Raw genomic sequence first — 26,898 nt, 5'->3', positions numbered from 1 at the left:
TTGACGAAAATTTGATCGTGACTAAAAGTAACAACGCCGGGCCCGCCGACCCGACGTCGTCCTTTGCCGAAAGTGCGTTAAATGCACTCAGTTCAGAGGAACCAGCGCGGCCTTGATCGTGGCCGACCCCGACTTGATCACCAGCTGCTTCGGGGTCTGTCCCGCCGCCAGCCCGGAGGGCAGGCTGAGCTTGTACGACAGCCCCGACCAGCCGGCCGCGGTGACGGTCTTCTTCACCCCGTACTTGTAGGTCTTGCCGTCGCTCTTGGTCACCGAGACCACGGCCTTGCCCTTCTTCACCAGCGTGACCTGCCGCAGCTCGCTGCGGGCGTCGATCACCATGGCCTTGCTGAACTTCTGCGCGTTGGTGGAGTAGGCGGAGCCGCGGGCGCCGAGCATGACGCCGTAGATCGTGCGGGTCTTGCCGGCCACCGTGTCGGTCGCCGCGAACAGCAGGCAGCCTCCGGCGGCGTAGGTGGTGCCGGTCTTGATGCCGACCACGCCGTTGGCACCGAGCAGCTTGTTGGTCGACTTCAGCGTGTTCTGCGGGATCTTCACGCTCTTGGTCTTCACGATCTCGCGGAAGGACGCCTTCTTCATCACCGCCGTGGCCAGGTCGAGCAGGTCCTCGGTGCTGCTGCGGGAATCGCTGCTGAGCCCGGTCGGGTCGGCGAAACTGGTCGAGTCCAGGCCCAGCGCCTTGGCATTGGCGTTCATCCTGTTGACGAACTTGCTGGTGGACCCGGCGTCCCAGCGGGCCAGCGTCTCGGCCATGTTGGCGCCGGACGGGATCAGCAGACCCTGAAGTGCCTGGCGCTGCGTGAGTTTCGTGCCTTCTTTCACCTTGACCACGGCCGCGCCCTCACCCTTGAGCCGGTTGTACGAGTTCACGTCGGCCTTGGTGATCGTGATGCTCGGGCCCTTGGCCCCGGACTTCAGCGGGTGGTCTTTCAGAATCGTGTACGCCGTCATCACTTTCGTGATGCTGGCGATCGGCACCGACTCGGTGCTGCTGCCCTTCTGGCCGATCGTGCCGATGCCCGGCACCTCGATGCGGGCGCGGCCCGAGCTCGGCCAGGAGATGTCGGTCGACCCCGCCACCTTCTGACCGGCCGGGACCAGCAGCTTCGGCGCGGTCGCCGTGGCCGCCACCGGCTGGGCCGAGGCCAGGGTGGGCACCACCGGCACGGCGGCGACGGCGACGGCGGCCGTGGCCATCGCGACATAGCGCTTCTTGATGGTGCGCAGACGGGTGTTCACGCAGCGAAGACTAGGGGAATCCCGGCAAAGGAGACATCAATCCTCACGAATGCCTCACATTCCCACCTTTCAACCGTGTTTCCTCAGCCCCGACCGACTCAGCCGACCGGGTCAGCTGACCGCCCAGACCTGGCTGCCCGCACCGGAACAGGTGTTCAGCACCAGGTTGTGGTTGCCGTTCACCGGGTCGGCCACGTCGAGGCACAGATCGCTCTTCACGTTGACGAACGCGAAACCCTTGCCCTGCACCCGCGCCTGGAACATCTGGTTGTCGCTGGTGCCCTGCACGCAGGGACTGGCGAGCACCACGGTCAGCGGGTCGACGGCCTCCGCGCCGGGCAGGTCGAGGCAGTAGTTGCTCTTCAGGTTGCGCAGCCACACCTGGTCGCCGACCTCGACGGCCTGGAAGTCCTGGTTGTCGCCCGCACCCGGGATGCACTCGTACTCGCTGATGGCGCCACCCGCCGCGGGCACCCCGGCGTCCGGCAGATCCACGCACAGGCCGGTATTCAGGTTCTTGATCACACCCAGACCGGCCACGTGCACCACCTGACGGGTCTTCGGCTGTGCCGCCCCGTCCTCCTCGGCGTCGCTGGTGGCCGTCTTCCTGGTGCCACCGCCCGAGGAACTCTTCGCGCTGTCGTCGGCCGTGGTCTTCTGCGATGCCGTGGTGGTACCGGTCTTGCGGGTGTCGTCCGCGGTCTCGGTTCTGCCGGTCTTCGCGTCGTCCTCAGGCGTGCTCGTCGCCGCGGAGTCCGGGGTGGTCGGCGGCGGAATCGTCTCCATCGCGCCGTCCTGCAACCGCGAGTCGTCGAACCGGGCGACCGAGTCGACCGCCAGCGCACCACCGATCACGGCGGCCACCACCACGCCGACGAAGCCGGCGAACGCGGCCGCACCCTTCAGACCACGGGCGGACACCCCGAACGGCAGGCGGTGGTGCGGCTCGGAACCAGGCCCGGCCGGGGCGGATTCGCCCAGATCGAGGTCACTCTCCGTGTGTTGCTCGGAACTCAGTTCCCGAGTTTCCACCATCTACTCCCACCAGGACAGCGGCTGCCGAACCACACCTTTTCACTAAAGGTGTTGGTTGCGGAAGCAGGGTCCGGATCCGGAGCCGTGCGGATGGTCCACGGGTGCACCTGACGGTCCTCGCGCACTCCCCGCACGGCACCGCCGAAGCAGCAGGCAGGAGCACCGGTGGCCGCCGGTTGCCGGAGTCCCGATCCCCCTCCGGATCGGGCCCGGCACCGGCGGCCGCGGGCGCCTCCCGAGCCCGAGCGCGCAGACCTGGCCCCTCCGATCTCCGCGGTAACCCCCACCGGAACCGCGATGACCACCATGACCTGCACAACTACCGGCCCAGGAGAGCCGTACCCCCCACTGGCGATAAATATACTGTACGAGGTCGCGATGGTGAAGATTGAGGCATACATTCTGCTTTACCGTTGATCGCCATCCACGAACTGGACGGGGGGCTAGTGAAATGTCCGATCACCGACCGGTCTTCGCCGACCGGCTGAACGAGCTCTTCGCCACCGTCGGCCAGCGCGACGAGAAGGGTGTGTGGCGAGAGTTCTCCACCCCCCACGTGGCCCGGGCGATCAGCGAGGACGACTCGCACGACACCACGATGTCCCGGGTCTACCTGGCCACGCTGCGCTCGGGCGCCAACACCAACCCGACCATCGCCGTGGTGCGGGCGATCGCCCGGTTCTTCGACGCGCACCGGGCCGCGCACGACGCCCCGGTGACCGCGTCGTACCTGCTCGGCGAGGACGCCGAGGAGATCGAGTGGCGCCGCGCGCTGGCCGACCACCAGGTGCGGGCCATCGCCATGCGGGCCGGCGAGATGAGCCCGCAGCTGCGGCGTCAGGTGCTGCGCATGCTCGACGTGCTCGACGAGACCGGTTCCGCCGACTGACGTTCCAGCCGCTCCAGCTCGGCGGCCAGCCGGGCCAGCCAGCGGGCGTCCGAGTCCAGGTCGTCGCCGCCGAGCGCGGGCAACGGGTAGGGGTGCGGCACCGGCAGCTCGTGCGTCTTGCGGCGCAGGGCGTCCGAAGTGAGGACGGCGATCAGCCGGACCTGCGCGGCGTCGTCCGGCACGGCCCCCTGGGCCGTGGCCAGTTCCGGGTCGTAGTAGGGCGCGAGTTGCACCATCGTGTCGCGGATCTCGATCACACGGCGGTAGTAGGCCCGGTAGGTCCAGGGCATCCAGCCCGGCAGCACCGCACCGCCCGGGCTCAGCACCAGGTGCGGGAAGGCGTCGCGCATGCGCTGCGAGAGCGGGCCGAGCCGGCGGTGGAGACGACGGCGTTCACCGGAGCGCACGATCCGGCCGGGCAGTGAGGCCACGGCCGGGTAGCAGAAGCCGACGGCGAGCAGCACCGTGCCCAGCAGAACCAGCGTCGGGTAGACCCGGCTCAGACCGACCAGCACCGGATCGTCGGTGGTCAGCCCCTCGGCCACGCCGAGGGCCAGGGCCACCCCGGCCTTGGTCAGGCAGGCGGTGAGCAGGCAGGCCAGCGCCACCGAGACGATCCGCAGGCTGGTGCGCAACCGCACCCGGCCCGCGGCCCGGGCGTAGACCATGGACCAGCGGAACGCGTAGGTCAGGCCGTAGCCCATGTAACCCAGTGCGGCGACGGTGAATACGGCGCCGTGCCGGTCGTCCAGGTTCTCCAGGGCGGCCGGCGAGATCCGGACCGGGAGCGGGGCGGTGGCCCAGGCCACCGTCATCACGGCCTGCACCGTGAGCAGGCCGATCAGCCGGCGCCGCAGGCGGGAGGCGGTGCCCGGGCCGCCGACCGAGTGGCCGTAGAAGGCCATCAGGCAGTACGTGGCGGTCACCGTGAGCAGGTTCAGCAGGAGCCGGGAGAGTCCGGGAACGGCGTCTTCGACCAGGTCGTGCAGCCCGGGCATGGCGGCCAGGGGCCCGAGCGCCAGACACACGTAGAGCCCGGTGACCGCGCGCAGCGGCAGGTCGTCGGGTGTGCGCCGCAGGTGCAGCAGCTTGACCACCACCGCCCACCAGAGCCCCACCTCGATCGCGACCGAGAGTGCGGTTCTCACCCCCGGCCACCGCCGCCGGACAGGGCCTGGCCGATCCGGTCGAGCACCGCGGCGTGACCGGCCAGCCCCGGGTCGGCCGCTGCCCGCGACCCGAGACCGTCGGAACGCCCGGCCCACTCGTGCAGGATCGTGGCGATCAGCTCCGCCTCGCGCTCCTGCCGGTTGTCGTAGGCGCTGCGCCGGTGCACCCGCACGGCCTCCCCCGCCGCCAGCTGCTCACCGTCGTGACCGGCGATGATGTGGCCGACCTCGTGCAGAATGATGTGCTCCTGGTGGGCCGGGGTGGTCTGCGACTGGTAGATGATCACGTCGGCCGCGTCGGTGCTGAACCAGATGCCGAACGGGCCGGGCGACTCGATCGGGAACGGCACCAGCCGGATCGGCCGCCCCCGGTGCGCGGACAGGCACCGGCACAGCTCACGCGAACCGAACGGCTGAGGCACGTCCAGTTCCCGCAGCAGGGCACGGCAGCGCCGTCGCAGTTGTCGCTCACGCATCTCCGCTCACGCTACCGGCAGGGAACATAGCAAAAGCCGCCTGTATCCCAGATCACATTTTCGGGCGGTGTTCGACCGGATCGGGAAGCGAGAGCCTGGCCGAGCCTTCCGGCGGAAGCTCAGTCGGTGGTGGCGACCATCGGCCGGGCCTCGTCCGGTGCGGCCTCGCGTCGTCCCTGGTTCTCGTTCTGGTCGTGGTTCCGCACCACGAGCCAGGTGGCGATCAGGGCCAGGGCCAGCCCGCCGACCGTGAGCCGGGTGACCGGTTCGCCGAACATCACGGCGCCCCACGCGGTGGTGACCGGCGGCACCAGGAACATCAGGCTGTTCACCACGGTGACCCCGGCCCGGTCGAGCAGCAGCCAGTAGAGCCCGTACCCGCCGAAGGTCGGGAACAGCACCAGCCAGGCGGTGGAGAACCAGAACCGCGCGTCGCCCGGCACGGTGGCCGCGCCACCGGCCACGGCCAGCCCGGTGAACACCACGGCCGAGGTGGTGCAGTGCACCGTGAGCACGTGCAGCGGCTGCACCCGGGCACGGGCCCGGCGCTCCAGGAAGGTGGCCGCGACCAGGCAGAGCATGCCGGCGAGCGGGATCGTGTAGGCCCAGACCGGGGCCGAGCCGCCCGGCGCCGTGGCATCGGCCCAGGTGACGGCGACCACCCCGATCAGGCCGAGGGCCAGACCCAGCCACTGCCGGCCGGTCACCGCGACCCCGAGCAGCGGACCGGCGCAGGCCGCCACCACGAGCGGCTGCACACCGTCGACGAGGGCCGTGGTGCCGGAGCTGACGCCGAGGCTGATCGCCCCGTAAACTGTTACCAGATAACCGGACTGAGACAGGGCGCCGATCGCGATCTGGCGGGGAAGCTCGTCGCGGCGCAGCACGGCGACCCGCTCGCGGCGCGCCCAGGTGATCGGGATCAGCACGGCGGCCAGCGGCAGGAACCGCCACATCAGCACGGTGAGCACATCGGCGTCCTGGGCACCGAGTTTGGCGCCGACGAAGCCGGACGACCAGCAGACGACGAAAAGGATTGCGAGAAAGAGGAACCCGGCAACGCGTCGGAGCCTGGGTAAACCGTTCGGTCTAACCATGTGGCATGTCTATCGGCTCGCCCGGGCGTCCGCAGGCCGAGAGGGCAGCACCGATCTTCTGGCCTTTCGGGCAATTCCGGACCGCTCTCCGGGCAACCACACGAAAGCCTAGGCGGGACTTAACCTCCGGCTCTCATTCGGCTTCCTAGCCTGGAGAGGTCACGGAGCACTCAGCCGGCGAACCACCACGTGGTCGGCCCGGCACCGGTCGCCAGGGGTCAGCCCGAGGCGGGGTGTTCCGGGTGAGGAAAGGCATTGAGCATCAAGCGCAGCAGCCGTAAGCGGGTGGCGGTCGCCTCCGTCGCCGCCGTCGTCGCCCTGGTCGGCATCGGCTCCTACACCATGGCGAGCGCGGCCAACCCGTGGCGCGGGCACGACCGGTCCACCCCGGGCCGCTCCACGCCCACCTCCAGCAGCACCGCCGGCAGCACGGCCACCGCCATGGCGAAACCCAGCAGCACCGCCAGCAGCACCACTACCGCCACACCGGCCGAGACCTCCTCCTCGGCAACGGATTCCGAGGTCACACTGCCTCCGGCCGACGGCCAGTTCGACTACCAGATCGGTGGGGCCTACACCCCGGCGAGCTCGGTGCAGATCGTCGACCGCGACCGCGAGGCGGAACCGGCGCAGGGCAAATACAACATCTGCTACGTCAACGCCTTCCAGACGCAGCCGGGCGATGCCGACTTCTGGACCGGCAGCCACGAAGACCTGCTGCTGAAGAAGAACGGCAAGCTGTTCGAAGACGCCGACTGGCCGGGCGAGTACCTGATCGACACCTCCACGGCGGCCAATCGCGAGGCCCTGGCCGACATCGTGGGCGAGTGGATCGACGGTTGCGCCGCAGCCGGTTTCGACGCCGTCGAGCCGGACAACCTGGACACCTACACCCGTTCCGACAAGCTGCTGACCAAGGCCGGCAACCTGGCCTTCGCGGCGCTGCTGGCCGACCGGGCGCACGACGCGGGCCTGGCCATCGCCCAGAAGAACACCGCCGAGCTCGACCGGAGTGACGCCGAGACAGCCGGTTTCGACTTCGCGGTGGCCGAGGAGTGCCAGGCCTGGGACGAGTGTGACGCCTACACCGACATCTACGGCGACCAGGTGTACGAGATCGAGTACACCGACAACGACGAGTCCGCCTACACCCAGGCCTGCCAGGCGCAGGGTGAAGACATCTCGGTGATCCTGCGCGACCGTGACGTGGTGCCGTCGGACGACTCGGCCTACCACTACGAGAACTGCTGACGAACAACCCGCCTGAAGACGACGAGGAGCTCCGTACGAGCTCCTCGTCGTCCTCAATTTTCCGCAACGTCTACAACGGCAGGCCGCGGCCCTCCACCACGCTCTTCATCACCAGCGTCGAGGTCAGGCGCTGCACCGCGGGCAGCGTGGCCAGCTCGCTGTCGTAGAGCCGCTGGTAGCCGGTCAGATCGGTGGCCACCACCCGCAGCAGGTAGTCGGGCGTGCCGAACAGGCGCTGTGCCTGCACCACGTGCGGGATGTCGACCACGGCCTGCTCGAACGCCGCCACCGTGTTCGCGCTGCTGTCGTTCAGCGTGACGAAGACCAGCGCCTCGAAACCCAGGCCGACACTGGCCGGGTCGAGCTGGGCCCGGTATCCGGTGATCACACCGTCCCGTTCGAGCGCCCGCAGCCGCCGCTGTGCCGGTGACACGCTCAGGCCCACCCGGTCGGCCAGCTCGGTGAGCGTCAGGCGGCCGTCGGCCTGCACCTGCGCAAGAATTTCGCGATCAAGAGCGTCCACAGCCTGATTTTTACCTCATCGAGCCTCTGGACCGACAGATCCGGGCAGCACTTCCCGCCTTCTTCTCGGTACTTTCCTCACGTAGTCGGAGTACGTGAAAGGCGGGTCGCAGACATGACCTTCGGGATGATCGCCGCGTTCTGGGCGGTTTCGTTCCTCCTGGTGCTGACGCCGGGGGCGGACTGGGCCTACGCCATCACCGCGGGCCTGCGCTACCGCTCGGTGCTGCCCGCCGTGTCCGGGCTGCTGGCAGGCTATCTCGCGATCACCGTGGTGGTGGCGGCCGGCGCCGCGGCGCTGATCACCAGCACGCCGGGCGCGCTCACGGTGCTCACCCTGGCCGGGGCCGCCTACCTGGGCTGGCTCGGCATCACCACACTGCTGAATCCTCCCACCCCGCAGTCCGATTCCCGTTCGGCGCAGAGCTCCTGGCTGGGCCAGGCCGGGCGCGGCGCGCTGATCAGCGGGTTCAACCCCAAGGCCCTGCTGCTGTTCCTGGCCCTGCTGCCGCAGTTCACCGACCCGTCCGCGGGCTGGCCCCTGACCGCGCAGCTGATCACCCTGGGCTGCCTGCACATGGCGATGTGCGGGGTGGTCTACGGCCTGGTCGGGACCGGCTCGAAGGTGGTGCTGCGGGCCCGCCCGGCGGCGGCGCGGTTCGTGGCGCGGTGCTCGGGCGTGGCGATGACCGCGATCGGCGCCGGACTGCTGGTGGAGCAGTTCCTGCGGCTGTGACCCGCGGAACTCAGGCCGGCTGGTCCTGTTTCGCCGAGGCCCGGCGGACCGCGCGGTCCACCGGGACGATCAGCGGCGTGCCGGTCTCCGGGTCGGGGATCACCCGGCACTTCAGCCCGAAGGTCTGCTCCACCATCTCGGCCGTCACGATCCGCACCGGGTCGCCCTCGGCCACGATCCGGCCGTCCCGCATCGCGATCAGGTGGGTGGCGTAGCGGGTGGCCAGGTTCAGGTCGTGCAGCACCGCCACCATCGTGCGGCCTTGTTCGTGCAGGTCGGCGCAGAGGTCGAGAACCTCTACCTGGTGCGTGATGTCGAGGTAGGTGGTGGGCTCGTCGAGCAGCAGCACCGGGGTCTGCTGGGCCAGCGCCATGGCCAGCCAGACCCGCTGCCGCTGCCCGCCCGACAGCTCACTCACGTACCGCTTGGCCAGCTCGTGCACGCTGGTCTGCCGCATCGCCTCCACCACGATCGCCTCGTCCTGGCTCGACCACTGGCGCAGCAGCGACTGGTGCGCGTAGCGGCCGCGGGCCACCAGGTCGCCCACGGTGATGCCGCCGGGCGCGATCGGGCTCTGCGGCAGCATGCCCAGGCGGTGTGCCACCTGCTTGCTGGAGTAGCTGCCGATCGGCTTGTCCTCCAGGTACACCTGCCCGGCCCTCGGCCCGAGCAGCCGGGCGAGAGCCTTGAGCAGGGTGGACTTTCCGCAGGCGTTGGGGCCGACGATCACGGTGAACTCGCCGTCCGGCACGTTCACCCCGAGGTTCTCAACCACGACCTGCTGGTCGTAGCTCAGGGTCAGCCCCTCGGCACGGAGCCTGCTCATGCGATCAACGACCTTTCCGCCATTCATGGACCAGCAACCAGCACAGATACGCCCCGCCGAGCAGACCGGTGGTGATGCCCGCCGGCACCGGGCCGGTGGGCAGCGCCCGCTGGGCCACCCCGTCGCTCACCACCAGCAGCAGCGCCCCCATCGCCGCGGCACCGGCCGGCCCGGCCCCCGCGGTGCGGGTGACCCGCAGGGCCAGTTGCGGCGCGACCAGGGCGACGAACGAGATCGGCCCGGCAGCCGAGGTGGCGATCGCGGCCAGCGCCACGGCGCAGGCGAACAGCACGCCACGGGTGCGTTCCACCGGAACGCCCAGCGCGGTGGCGGTCTCGTCGCCGAGCGAGAGCAGGTTCAGGGGCCGGCCCTGCCACAGCGCGAGCCCAGGTCGCGGGACTCGACCGGGACGTCGGCTGCTGCGGTCATCTGGTCCTCCTCACGAACTCACGAACCGGGCAGCATCCAGCAGGGCACGGCCGCGCCCGAGACCATTAGGTTAGCCTTACTTCATATGAGCGTGTCCAGTGCCGCGTCAGGAGCGGCCGCTCCGGTCACCGGCAGAACCAGCCGTGAGACCCACGACGCGACTGTCACCGGGAAAGAGCTTCTGCGCCAGGCGGTGCTGGGCCGCCCCCGGCTGTTCGCGGCGGCCACGGTACTGATGTCGATGCACCAGTTCGGCGAGGCGCTGATCCCGGTGGCGATCGGCAAGGTGGTGGACGAGGCGGTCGCCGGCCGCGGTGATGTCACCGACGGGCTGGGCGGGCTGCTCACCTGGATCGCCGTGCTGGCCGTGCTCTTCGCCGTGCTCTCGAACAGCTACCGGCTGGGCGCCCGCAAGCTCGCGGCGGTGGCCGAGTGGTCCGCCCACGACCTGCGGATGCGGCTGACCGAGCGGGTTCTCGACGCCCGCGGCGGCGCCGAGGAGGGACGTCTGCCGGGCGCACTGACCAGCATCGCCACCAGCGACGCCCAGCGGGTGGGCGCGGTGGCGACGGCGGTGGCCATGGCCTTCGCCCAGATCACCGCCGTGCTGGTGAGCGCCGTGGCGCTGTTGCGGGTGAGCCTGCCGCTCGGGCTGCTGGTGCTGGTCGGGGCACCGGCCATGCTCTGGCTGACCCATCTGCTCGGCCGGCCGCTGGAGACCCGCAGCGAGGCCGAGCAGGAGGAGGCCGCGGCGGCGTCCGGGGTGGCGGCCGACCTGGTCGCCGGGTTGCGGGTGCTCAAGGGCATCGGCGCCGAGCAGGTCGCGGTGGAGCGTTACCGGGTGCCCAGCCGCCGGGCCCTCGACGCCACCGTGCGGGCAGCCCGGGCGCGCGGCGCCTACGAGGGTGCGGTGCTGCTGATGACCGGCATCTTTCTCGCGGTCATCGCCGTGGCCGGCGGAAAACTGGCCCTGGACGGCGACATCAGCATCGGCGACCTGACCGCCGCGATCGGCCTGGCACAGTTCCTGCTCAGCCCGCTGTCGGTGTCCGCCTGGATCGGCGCGGAGCTGGCCGCCGGCCGGGCCAGCGCCGGGCGGGTCGCGCAGGTGCTGTCCAGCCCGGAACTGGTCGGGACCGGGTCGGCGGAACCGACGGGCGGGCCGAACGCGTCGATCGGCGTCGAGCTGCGGGCCGTGCGCTCCGGCACCCTGGACGGGCTCGACCTGACCGTGGAACCGGGCGAGATCGTCGGCGTGGTGGCACGCGACCCGGCGGACGCCGCGGTGCTGCTGCGGGTCCTGGGCCGGGAGATCGATCCGGACGCCGGGACCGCGCGGCTCGGCGGCGTCCTGTGTTCCGATCTGCATCCCGAGCAGGTGCGGGCCCGGGTGCTGGTGGCCGCGCACGACGCCGGGCTGTTCGGCGGCCCCCTGCTGGAGAACATCGAGAATGACGTCGGCAGTGATCATTTCACCGGCCGGGTGCTGGCCGCGAGCGCCGCGGACGAGGTGATCGCCGGCCTGCCGGCCGGTCGCGCGACGATCCTGACCGAGCGCGGCGGCAACCTCTCCGGCGGCCAGCGGCAGCGGGTGGCCCTGGCCCGGGCCCTCAACCTGGACGCGCCGGTGCTGGTGCTGCATGACCCGACCACGGCCGTCGACAGCGTCACCGAGGCCCGGATCGCGGCCGGGATCCGCGACCTGCGCCACGGTCGCACCACCGTGCTGGTGACCACCAGCCCGGCCCTGCTCGCGGTCACCGACCGGGTGGTGCTGCTGCTCGACGGCCGGGCCACGGCCGAGGGGCGGCACCCGGACCTGGTGCGGGCCGACCCGGACTACCGATCGGCGGTGCTGTCATGACCTCTGCCGCAACGGATTACCGTCTGCCGATCGCCACCCCGGCGCGCTGCCGGCAGATGCTGCGCGAGCTGGTCCGCCCGCAACGGGTGCCCGCCCTGTCCGGCGTGGTGGTGCTGGTGCTGGCCACGGTGGCCGGGCTGCTCAGCTCGCCGTTGCTCGGCCGGATCGTCGACGTGGTGGCCACCGGCGGCGAGCCGTCCGGCCTGGTGCTGCCCGCGGCCGGCATCGCCCTGGTGGCGCTGGTGCAGGGGCTGCTCACCCCGATCGGCATGGCCCAGCTGGCCCTGGCGGGTGAGTCCGCGCTGGCCGAGCTGCGGGAACGCTTCGTGGAGAAGGCCTTACGGCTTCCGGCCGGCGACCTGGAGCGGGCCGGTTCGGGCGATCTGACCTCCCGGGTGACCAACGACGTCGCCAAGATCAGCGAGGGTGTGCGCGAGGCGGTTCCCGAATTCGCCCGTTCCGGGCTGACGGTCGTGCTCACCCTGGCCGCGCTCGGGGTGCTCGACCCGCGCTTCCTGCTGGTGGCGCTGCTCGCCGCGCCGGTGCAGGCGCTGACCGTGCGCTGGTACCTGCGCCGGGCCGGGCGGGTCTACGCGGAGCAACGAGTGGCGACCGGCGAGCAGCAGCAACAGCTGCTGGAGACGATCGGCAACGCCCGCACGGTGCGGGCCTTCCGGCTGACCGGGCGGCAGCTGCCCCGGGTCGCGGCGGCGTCGTCCCGCACGGTCGGCCGCTCGCTCGACGGGGTGGTGCTCCAGACCGGCTTCTTCGGGCGGCTGAACCTGGCCGAGTTCATCGGCCTGTCCGGGGTGCTGGTCACGGGTTTCGTGCTGGTGCGCACCGGTGAGGTGTCGATCGGCACGGCGTCGGCCGCCGCCTTCTACTTCCACGGCCTGTTCACGCCGGTCAACACCGCCCTGTTCCTGCTGGACGAGGCGCAGTCGGCCACGGCCAGCCTGGCACGGCTCGTCGGGGTGGTCGACATCCCCTCTCCCCCGGTCGGTTCCGGCCCCGCGATCACCGGGGCCTCGGTGACGGTGGAGCAGGTGGGGCACTCCTACGTCGACGGTCACCCGGTGCTCACCGGCGTCGACCTGGACATCCCGGCCGGGCACCGGGTGGCCGTGGTCGGGGCCAGCGGCGCCGGGAAGAGCACGCTGGTCAAGCTGATCGCGGGTTTCCACCCGCCGGGCTCCGGGACCATCCGGCTCGGCGGCGCGGACGTCACCGGGCTCGGCCCCGGCACCGTGCGCCGCACCGTCGCCCTGGTCACCCAGGAGGTGCACGTGTTCGCCGGGCCGCTGGCCGACGACCTGCGGCTGGCCCGGCCCGGCGCCTCGCCGGCCGAGCTGGAGGCCGCCCTGGACCAGGTGCACGCCCTGGACTGGGTGCGGCGGCTGCCCGAGGGACTGAACACGGTGGTCGGCGACGGCGGCCACGCGCTGACCGCGGCGCAGGCCCAGCAGCTGGCCCTGGCCCGGCTGGTGCTGGCCGATCCGCCGGTGGCGATCCTCGACGAGGCCACCGCCGAGGCCGGCAGCGCCGGCGCCCGGGTGCTGGAAAGCGCTGCCCAACGGGCACTCTCCGGGCGGACCGCGCTGGTCGTGGCCCACCGCCTGACCCAGGCCGCGAGTGCCGACCGGGTGGTGGTGATGCGGGCCGGGCGGATCGACGAGCACGGTACGCACGACGAGCTGGTGGCGGCCGGGGGTATCTACGCCGGACTGTGGCGGGCCTGGTCGAGGGATGCGTCGAGGGATGCGTCGAAGGAGGTGCCGGAGGAATCGCCGGGACCTTCGGGCAAATCCGGCTCGCAGCCGCCCGGAAATTCCGGCAACTGGCAATAATCGGACATGACCACCGCGGCCAGTACCTTCCACGCCATCACCTCCGCCGGTCCTCCGGTCACGCCCCCGGCGAAGAGCCTGGGCACGGCCGTGGTGCTGGGCGGCAGCATCGCCGGACTGCTGGCGGCCAGGGTGCTGGCCGACCACGCCGCCACGGTGCTGGTGATGGAGCGGGACGAGCTGCCGGAGGGCGGTGTGCCGCGCAAGGGGGTGCCGCAGGGCGGGCAGGCTCACGTGCTGCTGGCCGCCGGGGGCGGTTTCCTGGAGCGCTGGTTCCCGGGCTTCACCGACCGCGCGATCGAGGCCGGGGCCTGCCTGGTCACCACCGACCGGGTGGCCGTCTACGACGACGGCGTGCCCCGGGTGAACGGTGCGGACGTGCGGCGGCTGGCTCTCACCCGGCCGTTCCTGGAAGACCTGGTCCGGGCCGAGCTGCGGGCGGTCCCGAACGTGAAGAGCCTGACCGGCCGGGTCACCGGCCTGGAGTTCGGCGACACCGCCGTCACCGCCGTGACGTACGAGTCCGCTGGTGTCTCCGGGGTGGAGCCGGCCGACCTGGTGGTGGACGCCATGGGCCGGGCCAGCCGGGTGAGCGACTGGCTGGAGGAGGCGGGCTGGGACCGGCCGCCGATGGTCCGGGTGATCTCCGGGGTCAACTACGCCACCGCGTTCTTCCGCCGCCCGCCCGGCACACCCGGCGTCGGCCTGGCGATGAACCTGACCGGGTCCAAGTACGGCGGCGCCGCGAGCGGGGCGATCGCGATGGCCGTGGAGAACGACCGGTTCATCGTGGTGCAGGGCGGCTACGGCGACTTCCGGCCCGGCAGCACGGCCGCCGACATGGTGGCCCGCTGCCGCACCGAGCACCCGGAACCGTTCGGCCGGGCGGTCGAGGGCGAGATGCTCGGCGAGGTCGCCACCTTCCGCCAGGCCGACAGCCGGCGTCGCGACTTCTGTTCGTGCGAAAGGCTTCCCGCGCGGCTGGTGCCGGTGGGCGACGCCGTGGCGTCGTTCAACCCGCTCTACGCGCAGGGCATCAGCTCGGCCTCGCTGCACGCCGGCGCGCTGTCGTTGTTCCTGCGCTCGGAGCCCGACCTGGATGTCCCGGCCCGCGCGTTCCTCGATCTCCAGCGGGTGGTGGTGGACGCCGCCTGGTCGATCTCCACCACGGGTGACGCCGCCGCGGCCGCCGGTGCGGGCACCCGCACCCTGGCGCAGCGGGTGTCCGGGTGGCTGGTGGCCCGGGTGGTCGCGGCCTCGATGACCGACGCACCGGTGAACCGGGTTTTCGTCGAGGTGACGCAGATGCTCCGGCACCCCTCGGAACTGGCCCGGCCGGGGATCCTGCTGCGGTCGCTGCTGGCCGCGCGGCACCGGCGTCCCGATCCGGTGCCACCCCTGGTCCGCGAACCCTGAACCTTCCGCCGCTCCCGTCCGTCGACTCCGGCAACGGTCGCCGACGGGAGGAAGCAGCGTGGATCGGCAGTTCTCAGCATCACAGGCAGCATCACGGGCGGTGTCACGGGCGGGTGCGCGGCAGCGGCCCGGCACCGCCCCGGGCGGGTTGTCCGAGGGGGTGGACATCGGGCAGCTGATGAGCAGCCGCCGGGCCGAGGCGCCCGTCGCCGCCGCGCCGGAGGCGGTGAGAAGGCCCCGCCCCGGCGGCATCGCGTGCTGGCTCTACCGCGACATCGACTTCGGCGGGCCCCGGCTGGCGGTGCGTTCGGAGACCACCGTGCTGGAGGCGGACGGCAGCGTGCTGATCGAGCTCGACGACTGGTGGAGCCACAACCTCACCGCGGTCAAGCCCGGCACCATGGACTTCTGGCGGGCCCAGCTGATCCCCCGCGTCGACCTGCCGGTGTGCACCGTCAAGCTGCCCATGTCGATGACGCCGCCGGGCTACAACGACCTGATCGGGGCCCTGCGGCTGGTGCGCTGACCCGAAATCGAGGACGACGGTGAGCTTGTCGCGCACCTAACCACGGAGGTTCCGATGTCCCCGCGTTCCGCACGGCCCGTCCTGTCCCGACGGGCGTTCGGCGCCACCCTCGCCACCGCCGGACTCGCCCTGGTGGCCGCCTGCGGCAGCGACGACGACACCTCGTCCGGCGCCGGGGGCGGCGCCACGAACGGCGCGAGCACCGACGCCTTCCCGGTGTCGATCGAGCACAAGTTCGGCACCACCGAGATCACCGCCGCGCCCTCGAAGGTGGTGGTGGTCGGGCTGGTCGAGCAGGACGCGCTGCTGGCGCTGGGCGTGGTGCCGATCGCCACCACGCACTGGTTCGGCAGCCACGAGGGCGAGATCTGGCCCTGGGCAACGGAAAAGCTCGGCGGGTCCGCCCTGCCCACCTCGCTGGACAACACCGACGGCATCCAGTTCGAGCAGATCGCGGCGCTCCAGCCCGATCTGATCGTCGGTATGTATTCCGATGTGTCGCAAGAGGACTACGACAAGCTGAGCCAGATCGCGCCCACCCTGCCGGCTCCCGAGGGGGCCAACGACTACGCGGTGGCCTGGGACGTCATCACCACCACCGTGGGCCGGGCGGTGGGCCGGTCGGCGGCGGCCGAGAAGCTGGTCGCCGACGTCAATGAGCAGTTCGCCGCGGCCCGCTCGGCCAATCCCGGCCTGGAGGGCAAGACCGGGCTGATGGCAACGCTTTACCAGGGCTACTACGTGTACGCGGAGGACGACCCGCGGGGTCAGTTCCTGAAGTCGCTGGGGCTCACCCTGCCCAAGGGCCTGGCCGACGCGGTGGGCGGCGAGTTCGGCGCGAACATCAGCAAGGAGCGCGTCGGCCTGCTCGACGTGGACGCGCTGGTCTGGCTGGTGCCGAACGCGAAGACCGACAAGGCCGGGCTGGCCGCCGACAACCTCTACAACAAGCTCGACGTGTACCAGAACGGCGGTGACGTGTACCTGAACGACGGTTCGGACGACGGTGTGGAGTCCACGCTGGGCAGCGCCACCTCGTTCGCCACCGTGCTGAGTGTGCCCTACCTGATCGAGAACCTGGTGCCGATGATCGCCCGGGCCGCGGACGGCGACCCGGCCACCGAGGTGGAGGACGAGAGCGCCTGACTCATGGGGCTCTTCGGACTCACTAGGCCTTCGGGTCCATGAATTCGGCCAGGCTTCTCGGCCTCAGGTCGGTCCAGTGGGTCTCGATGTAGTCCACGCACGACGCGCGGTCGCCCGGCCCGGCGACCGCGCGCCAGCCGGCCGGCACCTCGACGAATCCCGGCCAGAGACTGTGCTGGTTCTCGTCGTTCACCAGCACGAGGTACTCGCCGTCGGGGTGCTCGAACGGATTGGTCATGTCTGCTCCTGGGCCGGTCCGGGGGTCTGCTGACGGGCGGCGCACCGGCCGATCGCGGTGAGGGCGCGCAGCCAGGTGTCGGCGAGGTCCTCCACCGTGGAGGCGTCCAGCACGCCCTCCGGCCAGACCCAGCTGACGGTGAGTTGCGGCCCGGTGGGGCGTTCCTCGACGCGGGCGGTCACGACCAGGGCCTGGGTCACGGGGGACTCGGCGCCGGCGGCCTCCGACTCCGGCGCCGGCGACCAGTCGGCGGGGGCCGGGAAGTCGGTGCGCCCGGCCCAGAAGAACCCGATCTGCGGCTCCGGGTGACGGGCGAGTTCGCCTGCGGTGCACCGGTTCACCTCGCGCAGCAGGCCGTAACCGAGCCCACCGTCCGGGATCTCGGCCAGGGCCTTGGCCACGTTGGTCACCGCCTGGGCCGCGGCCGGGCCTCCGGCCAGGGCATCGTCCAGGTCGACGTCGCCGGGATCGAGGTGAGCCGGGTACGTGTGGGTGAAACAGCCCACGGTGCGGGAGATGTCGAAGGTGCCGGCAGCATTGGTGCCGTTGGCTGTGCCGGCGGTGTCGGCCGTTTCGGTGCTGCGGCCATCGGCAGTCAGGCTGACGAGCACACCGCGGAGCCGGGCAGAGCCACGGAGGGACGACGAGGGGCCAGCACTCCCCTCGTCGCGGGCGTCCCCTCCGTGACCCTGCCCGGCCCCGCGGTCCTGATGCCGCCGGCGCAGATCACCGACCGCGAGAGCCAGCGCCGTGAGCAGAACCTCGCACACCGGCACCCCGAACGCCAGGGGGGCGGCATGGAGGATCTGATCCGTTCTCGCGACGGGCAGTTCACGGCCGACCTCTTGGAGGGAGGTCGTACGGTCGAGCACCGGGTCGACGTCACGATCGACCGGGAGCCTCGGCGCAGCGGTGAGAATCTTGCACCATTGCCGCATTTCAGGTCCACGGGCCTGGGCCAGACCGGTGAGGCGCCGGGCCCAGTGCCGGAAGGAAGTTCCCTCCGGCACGAGATTGATATTACCGCAGAGGGTTTGGGAATACGCAAGAGACAGATCGGACAGAAGAACGTGCCACGAAACACTATCCACCACGAGCTGGTTCGCCACGATCAGCAGACGGCCGCTGTGGTCGGGCCCCCGGTCGAACCGGACCGCGGTCAGCATCACCCCTTCCCGCGGGTCCAGCCGGGCGCGTTCCAGCCCGGCCTGGCGTGAGATCGACCGCCAGAGCTCCTGCGGGTCCTGGTCTCTGGCGGGCACCGTGCGGATCAGCGGGGCCTGCCAGCGGTCCGGCTGCTCCAGCCCGTCGCCGGTGAGCCGGGTCCGCAGGGCGGGATGCGCCGCCACCACGGCCCGCAGGGCGGCCTGCAACCGGTCCGGATCCACCCCGGCCGGCAGCTGGACCACCTCGGAACCGCTGAACCCGCCGATCGGCCCGCCGGTCCCGAGCAGCCGCAGCGCGGCCGGGGTCAGCGGCGTGACCGGCGGCCGGTCCCGGCGCCGCACCAGGGTCAGCATGCCGTCGGTGGTCCACCGGGCCAGGTCACCGGTGCGGTACATCCGCTGCCCGGGCCGGAACGGGTCGGCCACGAAACACGAAGCGGTGCGCCCGGGCCGGCCGAGATAGCCGTAGGCCAGCCCGGCGCCCGCCACGTACAGATCGCCGGTCACCCCGACCGGGACCGGGTGCAGCGACGCGTCCAGCACATAGGTGCACACCCCGTCGAGCCGGTAGGCGGCACGCCCGCCGTTGGCGTACCCGTGCCAGCCGTAGGCGTCCACCGACGTCTCCGCGCTGCCGTACAGCTGGTGCACCACCAGCCCCGGCACCGCGCAGACCCCCTGCCACACATCGTGATCCACCGGGCCGTCGCCGATCAGCAGCACGCTCAGCCCGATCCCGAGCAGACCCACCGGCAGCAGCCGGACCAGCTGGGCCGGCGTCACCTCGAGCACCTCGATGCGGGCGTCGCGCAGCCGGGCGACCAGGCCGGGACCGTCCGGGATCACGTGCAGTTCGTGCCCGGCCAGCATCCACAGCACCGGTTCCCAGGAGCGGGCGTGCGCGAACGAGGCGGTGTGCGCCACCCGGCAGCGCGAGGAGTCCGGGCCCATCAGCCGGGCGTGGTGCGAGGTGGCCAGGTTCACCAGGGCGGAGTGCGTCACCACCACGCCGGTGCCGCTCACCCAGGCCGGCAGGTCGGGCACCAGCGGGCCGCCGCGTTCGGCGTCGGTGAGCGGGGCGTCGCTCTCCCCACCGTCGAGCAGGGCGGCCGAGTCCAGGGTCAGCACCGGCTCGGCACCCGCGGGCGGCACCTGGCCGGGTTCCGGGGAGAGGTACGCCGCACCGGTCTTCAGCACCGCCAGGATCGCGGGCAGCATCCAGGCCCGGTCCAGGTGCAGCGCCACCAGACGGCCGCGTAACGGCCCGGCCCACAGCAACACCCGGGCCGCGCGGTTGGTCCAGGCCTCCAGCTCGGCGAAGCTCCACCGGCCGGCGGCGGTGACCAGCGCGGTGGCGTGCGGCGTGAGCCGGGCCTGCTGGGCCACCACGTCGACCACCGACAGGCCCATCATGTCGATCGAGACCGGGCCGCCGGTGGCCCAGCGGCCGGTGACGCGTTCGCGTTCGCCGGGCAGCAGCGCGTGGTACGAGCTCAGCCGGGCGCCCGGCGCCGCCGCCATCTGCTCCAGCACCCGCACCAGCCGTGACCCCAGGGCGGCCACGGTCAGTGGGTCGAAACGGTCTGCGCTGTAATCGATCAGCCCCTCCATCCCGGCCGGCCCCAGATCGGCGACACCGAAGCACAGGTCGGCCCGGGGCGTGGCGCGCTCCACCCGCACCGGAAGACAGCCCAGGCCGGGCAGATCCAGCGCCCGGCGGACCTGTGCCCGGTAGGTCACCATCACCTGGGCCGGGCCGTCGAAGGGCAGGTCCTGACGGTCGGCGGCGGCCAGGGCGGTGTCGCGCAGTCGCGCCAGCAGCTCGGGCAGCAGCGGATCGCCGGAGGTGTCGGCGCGCAGCACCACCGCGTTCCCGAAGCACCCGACCAGTCCCTCCAGCGCCGGGTCCCGCCGTCCGCTGACCGGCGAGACCAGCGGGATGTCATTCCCCGCACCGAGTTTCGTCAGTAGCACGGCGACCGCGGCCTGGAACAGCAGGGACACCGGGACGTCGTGGGCCGCGGCCACACCCCGCAGGCGCCCGGCCGCGGCGGCCCCGATCGCGAACGACTCGGCGCCACCCGCCCCGGTGACCGGTCCCTGATGGTCTGCCGGAAGCGTCATTTCGTCGGGCAGCCCGGCCAGCCGCCGGCTCCAGTAGTTCCGCTGCCGCGCGGCCGGGCTGGCCGGGTCGGCCGGATCACCCAGCAGATCGTTCTGCCAGCGGGAGTAGTCGGCGTAGCGCACCGGCAGCGGCGCGAACCGCGGCTCCTCGCCCCGGGTGCGCGCCGCGTAGGCACGGGAGAGGTCGGTCAGCAGCGGCACGTCGGAGCATTCGTCGGCGGCGATCCGGTGAGCCAGCAGGAGCAGCAGGTGCTCGTCCTCGGCCACCCGGAAAAGGGTCACTCGCAGCGGTATCTCGCGATCCGGACGGAACGCGTAGCGGGCCTCGGCAGCCAGGCGCTGCGCCGGGCGGGGGCGTCCTGCGCCACCGGCCTCGATCACCCGCAGGGCCGGCACCTCGTCGCGCACCGTCAGGTGAGGCACGCCGTCGTGCTCGGTGACCACGCTGCGCAGCGGGTCGTGGCGCCGGGCCAGATCGGCCACCGCCGCCCCCAGCGCGGCCACGTCGAGGGGCCCGATCAGGCGCCAGGCGATCGCGACGTTGGCGCCGCCGTCCGGGCCCGACCTGCGGTAGTCCGACCAGGGACGACGCTGAGCGGGCGAGAGCTCGGTCTGTTCCGGGGAGTTCGGCGCCGATCCGGCCCGCAGCCTGGGCCGGTCACCGTACGGCAGCCGCCGGGCCAGGCGCTCCACCGTGGGGGCGTCGAGGATGTCACGCACCCCCACCTTCAGCCCGAGGCCCACCGAGAGCCGGCCGGCCAGTCGCAGCACCAGCAGCGGATGCCCGCCCAGAGCGAGGAAGTCGTCGTGGATGCCGACCCGCTCCAGCCCCAGCATCTCGGCGAAGACCCCGGCCAGCAACGCCTCCCGCTCGGTGCGGGGTGGCACGGCGGGCGGCTGCGACGAGGGGGGTGACGGCAGCGCGGCGACGTCCAGCTTTCCGCCGGGCGTGCGGGGCAGTGCGGCCAGCCGGACGAAGCGCTCCGGGACCAGATGGCCGGGCAGCACCCGCTCCAGCCGTTCCCGCAGCCCGGCGGTCTCCTCGCGCGGGAGCTCCGCCGGGGTGCCCCCCTCACCCGGCCGACCGGGCTGTTTCGGCCCGTTGAACAGACCACTGCCCCGACGCACCAGGTACCCGGTCAGCGTGCCCTCGCGCAGCACGACGGCGGCCTGGGCCACCCCGGGCAGGGAGCACAGCGCGGCCTCGATCTCACCCGGTTCCACCCGGTGGCCGTGGATCTTCAGCTGCCGGTCGGTGCGCCCGGCGAACTCCAGCACGCCGTCCGCCCCCCGGCGAGCCAGGTCGCCGGTGCGGTACATCCGCTCCCCCGGGCGGAACGGGTCGGCCACGAAACGGGCCGCGGTCTGCGCCGGGCGGTCCAGGTAGCCGAGGGCGAGACCGGCTCCGGCCACGTACAGTTCACCGACCACCCCGGCGGGGACCGGGCGGAGCGCGGCGTCGAGCAGATAGGTGCGCACCCCGTCCACCCGGTAGGCCGACCGCCGTCCCGAGGGACCGGAAAGGCGACCCCAGGCGTCCACCGTTGTCTCGACCGCGCCGTACAGGTCGTGCACCCGCAGCCCGGGCTCACCGCAGATCCGCCGCCACAGCGCCGGGTCCAGCGGTTCCCCGCCCACCGTGAGCAGTTTCAGCCGGCCCGCGTTCGCGTCGAGCAGCCCGGCCGGGATCAGCTCCCGCAGGTGCGTCGGGGTCAGGTCGATACCGTCGATGCCGTGCCGGTCGAGATAGGTGATCAGGGTTTCCGGATCGCGGTGCACGTCGTCGGCGATCACGTGCAGCTGGTGACCGGCGAGCATCCACAGCACCTGGTCCCAGAAGGCGTCGGAGGTGAACGGCTGCACCTGCCCGAGCCGCAGCCGGGTGCCGTACCGCACCATCAGATGACGACGATGGCTCGCGAGCAGATTGGCCAGCGCCATCTGCGTCACCACGACGCCCTGGGGCTCACCGGTCGAACCCGAGGTGTACACCACCAGGGCCGGGCTGCCGGGAATGATCGCCGGAAGTTCGGAAGACGCCGCGAACCAGGCGTTCTCGAGCTCCTCCACCGAACGGACCACCACTGTGGGCGAGGCGTCGGCCAGCATGGCGTAGGACCGCTCGGCCGGCGCGGCCTCGTCGAGCAGCAGGGCCGCCGCACCGGAGCGGAGCACGGCCAGCGCGGCGGGAAGCATCCAGGCCCGGGGGAGCTGGAGGCCGACGATGTGACCGTCCCAGTCGGGCAGATTGCACAGCCCGGCAGCCACCCGGCCGGACCAGTCGTCGAGCTCCGCGTACGTCCACCGTTGCTGCTCGGTGACCAGCGCGACCGCATCGGGGTGCCGCCGGGCCTGCTCACGCAGCACGTCGATGATGGATGACGGCACGTTTCGGGGGTTTTCACCCAGCGTGCGAGGGCCGAGCAGCTCGACCCTCTCCCCCTCCAGGAGCAGGTCGAGCCGCCCGGCCGAGGGAATACTAGCGTGCGCCAGTTGCCGAAGTACACCGGTGAACCGGGCCAGCACCCGCCCGGCCAGCACCGCGTCCACCGCCCCGGGAGCAAAAACCAGCTCCAGGCGCAGCCTTTCGCTGTCCGTCGCGATCAGGGTGAGAGGACAGGGCGAGAAGTCCCGCACCGCGGCGTCCGCCACCTCGACGTCGTCCACCCAACGCGGCAGCCCGGCGTTCACCGGATGCCCGGCGAAAACGACCATGGTGTCGAACAACTGGTCCATCGGCGGAACGGCCCCGGGCTCGGCGGCCCCACCGGCCCCGCCGGCCTCCCGCAGCAGGTCGCCCGTCGGCCGGGCCGGGTCCACCCGCAGGCGCACCGGCACGACGACACCGAACTGCCCGACCCGGGCACACGCATCGGTTTCGGCCCGCCCGTCCCGCCTGTCCTGCCCGGTCCGCTCCGGCCGTACGGTCGCCATCGTGCCGAACACCACGTCGGGTGTACCGGTCAGCGCCGACAACACGATTCCCCAAGCCGCGCGCACGACTGCTTCGGGCGTCACCAGTTCTTCGTGGGCCAGGGCGGCCAGCGCCGCGGTGGTGGCAGGATCGAGCTCCTCACCGAGCCGTTCGGGCAACTGGGCCGGATCATGCCCGGCACCGGAAGCGATCAGCGTGCCGGCTCCGGAGTACGCCGGGAACCCCGGCTCCGGATCGTCCCCGAAAACCCCACCGGCCAGACCGGTCCGGTCTTCCGGAACCGGATCCCCCACGCAGGTCCAGCCCTCCGGAACCGGCACCGCGGCGCCGGCCGACGCCAGCAGCTCGTCGAGCAGTGCCCGCATCGACGCCGCCCCGAGCACCAGCCGATGATGGGTGAGCACCAGCCGGTACCACTCGGGCCCGAGCCGGTACAGCGTCGCCCGCAGCAGCGGGGCCACGGCCGGGTCGAACCCGCGCAGCAGGTCGGTCTCGGTCTGCGCCGCCAGTTCCCGGTCCAGCGCGGCCCGCCCGTAGCCCTGGGCCGACAGGTGCCCCAGGTCGATCTCCTGCCAGGGCAGCACCACGTGCTCCCCCGCCACGGCCACGCTCCGCCCGGTCGTCTCCTGCCGGAACCCCACCCGCAGGGCCGGATGCCGGTCGAGCAGGGCCTGCGCGGCCGCGCGCCAGCGCCCCGGGTCCACTGCACCCCGCAGGTCGAGGGCCAGCTGCGCGACGTGTACATCCGGCACGTCGGCGCGCTCGCGCCGGGCCAGCACCTGGAACAGCAACCCCTCCTGGAGCGGGGTCACCGGCCGGACGTGTTCCATCACCTGGGTATCACCTGCGAAATAGCTTGTCGGACCGGTCAGTTCACCGCAGCAGCCGGCGCAGCGCGGCGGCGGGCGCCTTCGCGCCACCCGCCGGCTGGGCCCGGCCGGCACCACTCACCACGGAGGTCAGGATCTCTCCCGCCCGCACCGCGATCGTCGACAGCAGCGACGAGGACAGCCCGTGCGTGTGCTCGGTGCCGCCCTGGAGGTAGATGCCGCAGCGGATGCCCGGGGTGGTCTCCACCCGGTAGTCACGCCGCACCCGCAGCCGGCCACCCGGCTCGGGGGTGCAGAACGCGGCCAGGTCGCCGAGCAGCGGCACCGGGTCGACCGGGTCGTAGCCGGTGGCGAAAACCGCCAGGTCGGCGTCGATGTCGGTGGTGGTGTCACTGGTCAGCGAGCGCACCGTGACGGTGACCCGGCCGGGCTGCTCCCGCACACCCTCCACCCGGGACACGTTCATCATGGTCAGGCGTTCGCGGCCGGTGACCTTCTCCCGGTAGGAGCGGCGGTAGAGCTCCTCGATCAGCTCGGTGTCCACGACCGAGTAGTTGGTGTTGCCGTGGTAGTCCATCAGCATCTTCTTGACGCCCGTCGGGGCGGCGTAGAAGTCGTCCACCGCGGACGGGTCGAAAATCCGGTTGGCGAAAGGACTGTCGTCGGCCGGGCTGTAGCCGTAGCGGGTGAACACCGAGACCACCTCGGCACCGGCGAACCGCTCGTGCAGGAAGGCGGTCACCTCGGCCGCGCTCTGCCCGGCGCCGACCACCACGAACCGCCGGGCGGTGTCCGCGTCGATCTCCTCCACCCGGTGCAGCAGGTGGTGGTTGTGCCAGACGTGGTCGGAGCCCGAGACACCCTCCGGCAGACGGGGTCGCAGGCCGGTGCCGATCACCACGTTGCGGGCCCGGTAGGTGACCTCGCGGCCGGTACCGTCGGGCCGCAGCTCGCGCGCGGTCACGTCGACCGCGATCACCTCGTCACCACTCGTCACCGGGACCAGACCGGTGACCTCGTGCCCCCAGTCGACCAGGTCGGCCACCCGGGCGGCGGCCCACTCCAGATAGGCGTGGAACTCGACCCGCAGCGGGAACAGCGTCTTGTGATTGATGAAGTCGACCAGCCGGCCGGACTCGTGCAGGTAGGCCAGAAAACTGAAGCTGCTGGCCGGGTTACGCATGGTGACCAGGTCTTTGAGGAACGAGACCTGCATCGTGGCGTCGTCGAGCAGCATGCCCCGATGCCATCCGAATGCCGGCTGACGCTCGAAGAACCGCACCGCCACCCGGGTCGCGTCGTTAGCCTGGTCGTTGTGCTCGACCGCCGCGATCGCGAGGGCCAGGTTGGACGGACCGAACCCGACCCCAATCAGGTCGAGAACCGGCTGGGACGGATCGCCCGCCGTTCCCGTGGGCGGTCCGTCGGATGCCAGGGAGCTCATGAATGTCCTCCGGGACGCACCGATCAGGTGCGTCATCGCAATGAGTGCACCGAGCATTTCACCGGGCCGGCCAGGCCGTGACCCGCGATTACTTAGGTGAGGCTACCCTAAGGCACGAGAGGATGACATAGCCCGAGGCGAACAAACCCGCCCATGGGATGCCTGGAGCGCGGCGTCCCCACCGTCGATCCGGGCGCTGATCAACGGTGATCACGGTGCCCGTGATGGACGAGATGCTCGATGCCGACCGAACTGGACCGGCTGGTGCGGGCTCTCAGCGATCCCTCACACGGCGATCGTGCCGGACACCACGGTGACTGCCCGGCCGCCGATCCAGTTCCGCTCGCCGAGCTCCACGGTGATCCGGCCGTCGCGTCCCCGGTGCCGGCCCTGGAAGGCACGGTAGCCGCCGTCTAGCCGGGCGTCAGGGGCGGTGAGCTGCACGTGCCGGGCGACGCAGGCGTTGCCGCTACCGCACACCGGGTCCTCGGCGATCCCGCCGTCGACCCGGAAGAACGAGCGCACGTGCAGGTCACCGGCCTGGTCCACGGCGTACAGGGTGACGTCCGGGGTGACCTCGGCGAGCTCGCGGAAGGCGGCGGCGTCCAGGTCGAGCGCGTCCAGCTCGGCCGGTGTCACCCGCCCGGTCAGCCAGACCGGGCCGATCCCGATCAGGGTGGGCCGGTGCGGCCGCACCCCGCCGAGGGCCCGCGCCAGCAGCTCCTCGTCGGCGAGCGGTTCCACCAGCACCGGCGCCGGGGCGGCGAAGGCCAGGGCACCGTCGTCGAGGCGGCGCACCTCGACCGGCCCGGCGGCGCACTCCTGTACCCAGGACGGGCCGGGACCGAGCTGTCCGTCGTCCCAAAGCGCCTGGCAGGTGCCGATCGTGGGATGACCGGCGAACGGGAGCTCACGGTCGGGGGTGAAGATGCGCACCCGGTAGTCGGCCTCCGGCCGGGTCGGCGGGAGCACGAAGGTGGTCTCCGACAGGTTGGTCCAGTGCGCCAGCCGCTGCATCTCCTCGTCGGGGAGCCCCTCGGCGTCGAGCACGACTGCCACCGGGTTGCCCCGGCCGGGTCGCGCGGTGAACACGTCCACCTGAGCGAATCTGCGCATGGCAGCCACCGTGCCAGCCTGTGGCCCGGCCGTGACACGGCCAGTCCCCGGCCACTGGACCGCTAGCCTGACCGTCACGCTACGTGGAGGTGCGGGGACGATGGCCGTTCGTGAGCTGATCCTCATCCGTCTGGTCGGGGTCCCTCGCTGCGAGGTCTGGGACGCCTACACGGTGCCGGAGCGGCTGGCCCTCTGGTGGGCTCCCGGCGAGCTGGTGGCGCCCCTCCACAAGATCAACCTGGACCTGCGCGAAGGCGGTTCCTTCGAGCTGACCATGATTGATCCGGACGGGATCGAGTACCCCTCCGAGATGGTCTTCCGGACGGTCGAGCCGCCGGGCCGGCTGGTGTACGGCTGGGACGGCGGCGAGGTCGTCGTGACCTTCAGTGAGGACGACGCGAAGACCCTTCTGGTGCAGCGATACACCGGCGAGATCTCGGACGAGATGTTCCCGGTGATGGAGCAGGGCACCGGCGAGCAGCTCGACCAGCTGGTGGCGTTGCTGTCCGGGTAGAGCGGTCGGCAGGACCGGGAGTCTTTCCACAGAGCCGGTTTC

General features: G+C 71.7%; 21 protein-coding genes. 9 read left to right on the top strand and 12 right to left on the bottom strand.

Translation table 11 applies throughout. The features are described 5' to 3' along the window. Positions 1–87 precede the first annotated feature (87 nt). Together KIH74_RS25285 and KIH74_RS25280 are read right to left on the bottom strand one after the other, a co-directional pair. On the bottom strand, positions 88–1,260 hold the full coding sequence (locus KIH74_RS25285; protein ID WP_214158701.1) for a D-alanyl-D-alanine carboxypeptidase family protein: 1,173 nt from the start codon (positions 1,258–1,260) through the stop codon (positions 88–90). A 111-nt stretch (positions 1,261–1,371) separates the two neighbouring features. Then, on the bottom strand, positions 1,372–2,295 hold the full coding sequence (locus KIH74_RS25280; protein ID WP_214158699.1) for an RICIN domain-containing protein: 924 nt from the start codon (positions 2,293–2,295) through the stop codon (positions 1,372–1,374). Positions 2,296–2,746: 451 nt separating this feature from the next. Here KIH74_RS25280 and KIH74_RS25275 point away from each other — a divergent pair, with 451 nt between their 5' ends. Next, the gene (locus tag KIH74_RS25275; RefSeq protein ID WP_214158698.1) at positions 2,747–3,184 is read left to right on the top strand and encodes a hypothetical protein; all 438 of its coding nucleotides are present in this window, start codon (positions 2,747–2,749) and stop codon (positions 3,182–3,184) included. Here KIH74_RS25275 and KIH74_RS25270 read toward each other — a convergent pair. The 3 genes from KIH74_RS25270 to KIH74_RS25260 all read right to left on the bottom strand — a co-directional run bounded on the left by KIH74_RS25270 (position 3,133) and on the right by KIH74_RS25260 (position 5,926). Beyond that, positions 3,133–4,332 (bottom strand): MAB_1171c family putative transporter, encoded by a 1,200-nt coding sequence (locus KIH74_RS25270; protein WP_214158697.1) that lies wholly within the window; start codon positions 4,330–4,332, stop codon positions 3,133–3,135. The genes KIH74_RS25275 and KIH74_RS25270 overlap by 52 nt on opposite strands. Continuing rightward, positions 4,329–4,829: an ImmA/IrrE family metallo-endopeptidase gene (locus KIH74_RS25265; protein WP_214158695.1), complete on the bottom strand. Its 501-nt coding sequence runs from the start codon at positions 4,827–4,829 to the stop codon at positions 4,329–4,331. The genes KIH74_RS25270 and KIH74_RS25265 overlap by 4 nt, the downstream gene beginning before the upstream one ends. Before the next feature lie 119 nt (positions 4,830–4,948). Next, a complete protein-coding gene (locus KIH74_RS25260; protein WP_214158693.1) occupies positions 4,949–5,926 on the bottom strand; it encodes a DMT family transporter in 978 nt (325 codons plus the stop codon). Positions 5,927–6,181: 255 nt separating this feature from the next. Between KIH74_RS25260 and KIH74_RS25255 the strand changes: the two genes are divergently transcribed. Beyond that, positions 6,182–7,177, top strand: coding sequence for an endo alpha-1,4 polygalactosaminidase (locus tag KIH74_RS25255; RefSeq protein WP_214158691.1), 996 nt, complete (start codon positions 6,182–6,184; stop codon positions 7,175–7,177). Between the two features lie 70 nt (positions 7,178–7,247). Here the strand turns inward: KIH74_RS25255 and KIH74_RS38895 are convergent, their stop codons facing one another. Continuing rightward, the gene (locus KIH74_RS38895) at positions 7,248–7,700 is read right to left on the bottom strand and encodes an Lrp/AsnC family transcriptional regulator (protein ID WP_214158690.1); all 453 of its coding nucleotides are present in this window, start codon (positions 7,698–7,700) and stop codon (positions 7,248–7,250) included. A gap of 114 nt (positions 7,701–7,814) precedes the next feature. Here KIH74_RS38895 and KIH74_RS25245 point away from each other — a divergent pair, with 114 nt between their 5' ends. Further along, complete coding sequence (locus KIH74_RS25245; protein ID WP_214158688.1) at positions 7,815–8,435, top strand: LysE family translocator; 621 nt, start codon at positions 7,815–7,817, stop codon at positions 8,433–8,435. A 10-nt stretch (positions 8,436–8,445) separates the two neighbouring features. Here the strand turns inward: KIH74_RS25245 and KIH74_RS25240 are convergent, their stop codons facing one another. Further along, the gene (locus KIH74_RS25240; protein WP_214158687.1) at positions 8,446–9,261 is read right to left on the bottom strand and encodes an ABC transporter ATP-binding protein; all 816 of its coding nucleotides are present in this window, start codon (positions 9,259–9,261) and stop codon (positions 8,446–8,448) included. A 4-nt stretch (positions 9,262–9,265) separates the two neighbouring features. Next, the gene (locus tag KIH74_RS25235) at positions 9,266–9,640 is read right to left on the bottom strand and encodes an iron chelate uptake ABC transporter family permease subunit (RefSeq protein ID WP_214158760.1); all 375 of its coding nucleotides are present in this window, start codon (positions 9,638–9,640) and stop codon (positions 9,266–9,268) included. Positions 9,641–9,775: 135 nt separating this feature from the next. Between KIH74_RS25235 and KIH74_RS25230 the strand changes: the two genes are divergently transcribed. The 5 genes from KIH74_RS25230 (at position 9,776) to KIH74_RS25210 (ending at position 16,489) form a co-directional block, all read left to right on the top strand. Next, positions 9,776–11,554, top strand: a complete 1,779-nt coding sequence (locus KIH74_RS25230; protein ID WP_214158685.1) for an ABC transporter ATP-binding protein — start codon at positions 9,776–9,778, stop codon at positions 11,552–11,554. After that, complete coding sequence (locus KIH74_RS25225; RefSeq protein ID WP_214158684.1) at positions 11,551–13,401, top strand: ABC transporter ATP-binding protein; 1,851 nt, start codon at positions 11,551–11,553, stop codon at positions 13,399–13,401. Before KIH74_RS25230 ends, KIH74_RS25225 begins: the two co-directional genes overlap by 4 nt. Positions 13,402–13,407: 6 nt before the next feature. Continuing rightward, positions 13,408–14,817: an FAD-dependent oxidoreductase gene (locus tag KIH74_RS25220; protein ID WP_214158682.1), complete on the top strand. Its 1,410-nt coding sequence runs from the start codon at positions 13,408–13,410 to the stop codon at positions 14,815–14,817. A 100-nt stretch (positions 14,818–14,917) separates the two neighbouring features. After that, positions 14,918–15,343, top strand: a complete 426-nt coding sequence (locus tag KIH74_RS25215; RefSeq protein WP_214158680.1) for a hypothetical protein — start codon at positions 14,918–14,920, stop codon at positions 15,341–15,343. Between the two features lie 54 nt (positions 15,344–15,397). Further along, a complete protein-coding gene (locus tag KIH74_RS25210; protein ID WP_214158679.1) occupies positions 15,398–16,489 on the top strand; it encodes an iron-siderophore ABC transporter substrate-binding protein in 1,092 nt (363 codons plus the stop codon). A 22-nt stretch (positions 16,490–16,511) separates the two neighbouring features. Here KIH74_RS25210 and KIH74_RS25205 read toward each other — a convergent pair whose 3' ends face one another. From KIH74_RS25205 to KIH74_RS25190, 4 genes are all read right to left on the bottom strand, one after another. Continuing rightward, entirely contained in the window at positions 16,512–16,727 is a 216-nt protein-coding gene (locus KIH74_RS25205; RefSeq protein ID WP_214158678.1) for an MbtH family protein, read from the bottom strand. Then, positions 16,724–23,782, bottom strand: coding sequence for a condensation domain-containing protein (locus KIH74_RS25200; RefSeq protein WP_246573082.1), 7,059 nt, complete (start codon positions 23,780–23,782; stop codon positions 16,724–16,726). Before KIH74_RS25200 ends, KIH74_RS25205 begins: the two co-directional genes overlap by 4 nt. A 43-nt stretch (positions 23,783–23,825) precedes the next feature. After that, complete coding sequence (locus KIH74_RS25195) at positions 23,826–25,226, bottom strand: lysine N(6)-hydroxylase/L-ornithine N(5)-oxygenase family protein (RefSeq protein WP_214158675.1); 1,401 nt, start codon at positions 25,224–25,226, stop codon at positions 23,826–23,828. A gap of 285 nt (positions 25,227–25,511) precedes the next feature. Then, positions 25,512–26,342, bottom strand: coding sequence for a PhzF family phenazine biosynthesis protein (locus KIH74_RS25190; RefSeq protein WP_214158674.1), 831 nt, complete (start codon positions 26,340–26,342; stop codon positions 25,512–25,514). Between the two features lie 100 nt (positions 26,343–26,442). Between KIH74_RS25190 and KIH74_RS25185 the strand changes: the two genes are divergently transcribed. Further along, entirely contained in the window at positions 26,443–26,856 is a 414-nt protein-coding gene (locus KIH74_RS25185) for an SRPBCC family protein (protein ID WP_214158673.1), read from the top strand. Positions 26,857–26,898 lie beyond the last annotated feature (42 nt).

Origin of the sequence: Kineosporia corallincola (assembly GCF_018499875.1) — a bacterium.
In the GTDB taxonomy this organism is placed as follows: Bacteria; Actinomycetota; Actinomycetes; order Actinomycetales; family Kineosporiaceae; genus Kineosporia; species Kineosporia corallincola.
The sequence above is the reverse complement of the archived record's forward strand: the minus strand, read 5'-3'. Positions and strand labels throughout refer to the sequence as shown.

Excerpts from the sequence above, each read along its gene's own strand:
- KIH74_RS25280 (WP_214158699.1), bottom strand. The coding sequence starts at position 2,295 with ATGGTGGAAACTCGGGAACTGAGTTCCGAGCAACACACGGAGAGTGAC.
- KIH74_RS25275 (WP_214158698.1), top strand. The coding sequence starts at position 2,747 with ATGTCCGATCACCGACCGGTCTTCGCCGACCGGCTGAACGAGCTCTTC.
- KIH74_RS25265 (WP_214158695.1), bottom strand. The coding sequence starts at position 4,829 with ATGCGTGAGCGACAACTGCGACGGCGCTGCCGTGCCCTGCTGCGGGAA.
- KIH74_RS25260 (WP_214158693.1), bottom strand. The coding sequence starts at position 5,926 with ATGGTTAGACCGAACGGTTTACCCAGGCTCCGACGCGTTGCCGGGTTC.
- KIH74_RS25245 (WP_214158688.1), top strand. The coding sequence starts at position 7,815 with ATGACCTTCGGGATGATCGCCGCGTTCTGGGCGGTTTCGTTCCTCCTG.
- KIH74_RS25240 (WP_214158687.1), bottom strand. The coding sequence starts at position 9,261 with ATGAGCAGGCTCCGTGCCGAGGGGCTGACCCTGAGCTACGACCAGCAG.
- KIH74_RS25230 (WP_214158685.1), top strand. The coding sequence starts at position 9,776 with ATGAGCGTGTCCAGTGCCGCGTCAGGAGCGGCCGCTCCGGTCACCGGC.
- KIH74_RS25225 (WP_214158684.1), top strand. The coding sequence starts at position 11,551 with ATGACCTCTGCCGCAACGGATTACCGTCTGCCGATCGCCACCCCGGCG.
- KIH74_RS25220 (WP_214158682.1), top strand. The coding sequence starts at position 13,408 with ATGACCACCGCGGCCAGTACCTTCCACGCCATCACCTCCGCCGGTCCT.
- KIH74_RS25210 (WP_214158679.1), top strand. The coding sequence starts at position 15,398 with ATGTCCCCGCGTTCCGCACGGCCCGTCCTGTCCCGACGGGCGTTCGGC.
- KIH74_RS25205 (WP_214158678.1), bottom strand. The coding sequence starts at position 16,727 with ATGACCAATCCGTTCGAGCACCCCGACGGCGAGTACCTCGTGCTGGTG.
- KIH74_RS25200 (WP_246573082.1), bottom strand. The coding sequence starts at position 23,782 with ATGGAACACGTCCGGCCGGTGACCCCGCTCCAGGAGGGGTTGCTGTTC.
- KIH74_RS25195 (WP_214158675.1), bottom strand. The coding sequence starts at position 25,226 with ATGAGCTCCCTGGCATCCGACGGACCGCCCACGGGAACGGCGGGCGAT.
- KIH74_RS25190 (WP_214158674.1), bottom strand. The coding sequence starts at position 26,342 with ATGCGCAGATTCGCTCAGGTGGACGTGTTCACCGCGCGACCCGGCCGG.
- KIH74_RS25185 (WP_214158673.1), top strand. The coding sequence starts at position 26,443 with ATGGCCGTTCGTGAGCTGATCCTCATCCGTCTGGTCGGGGTCCCTCGC.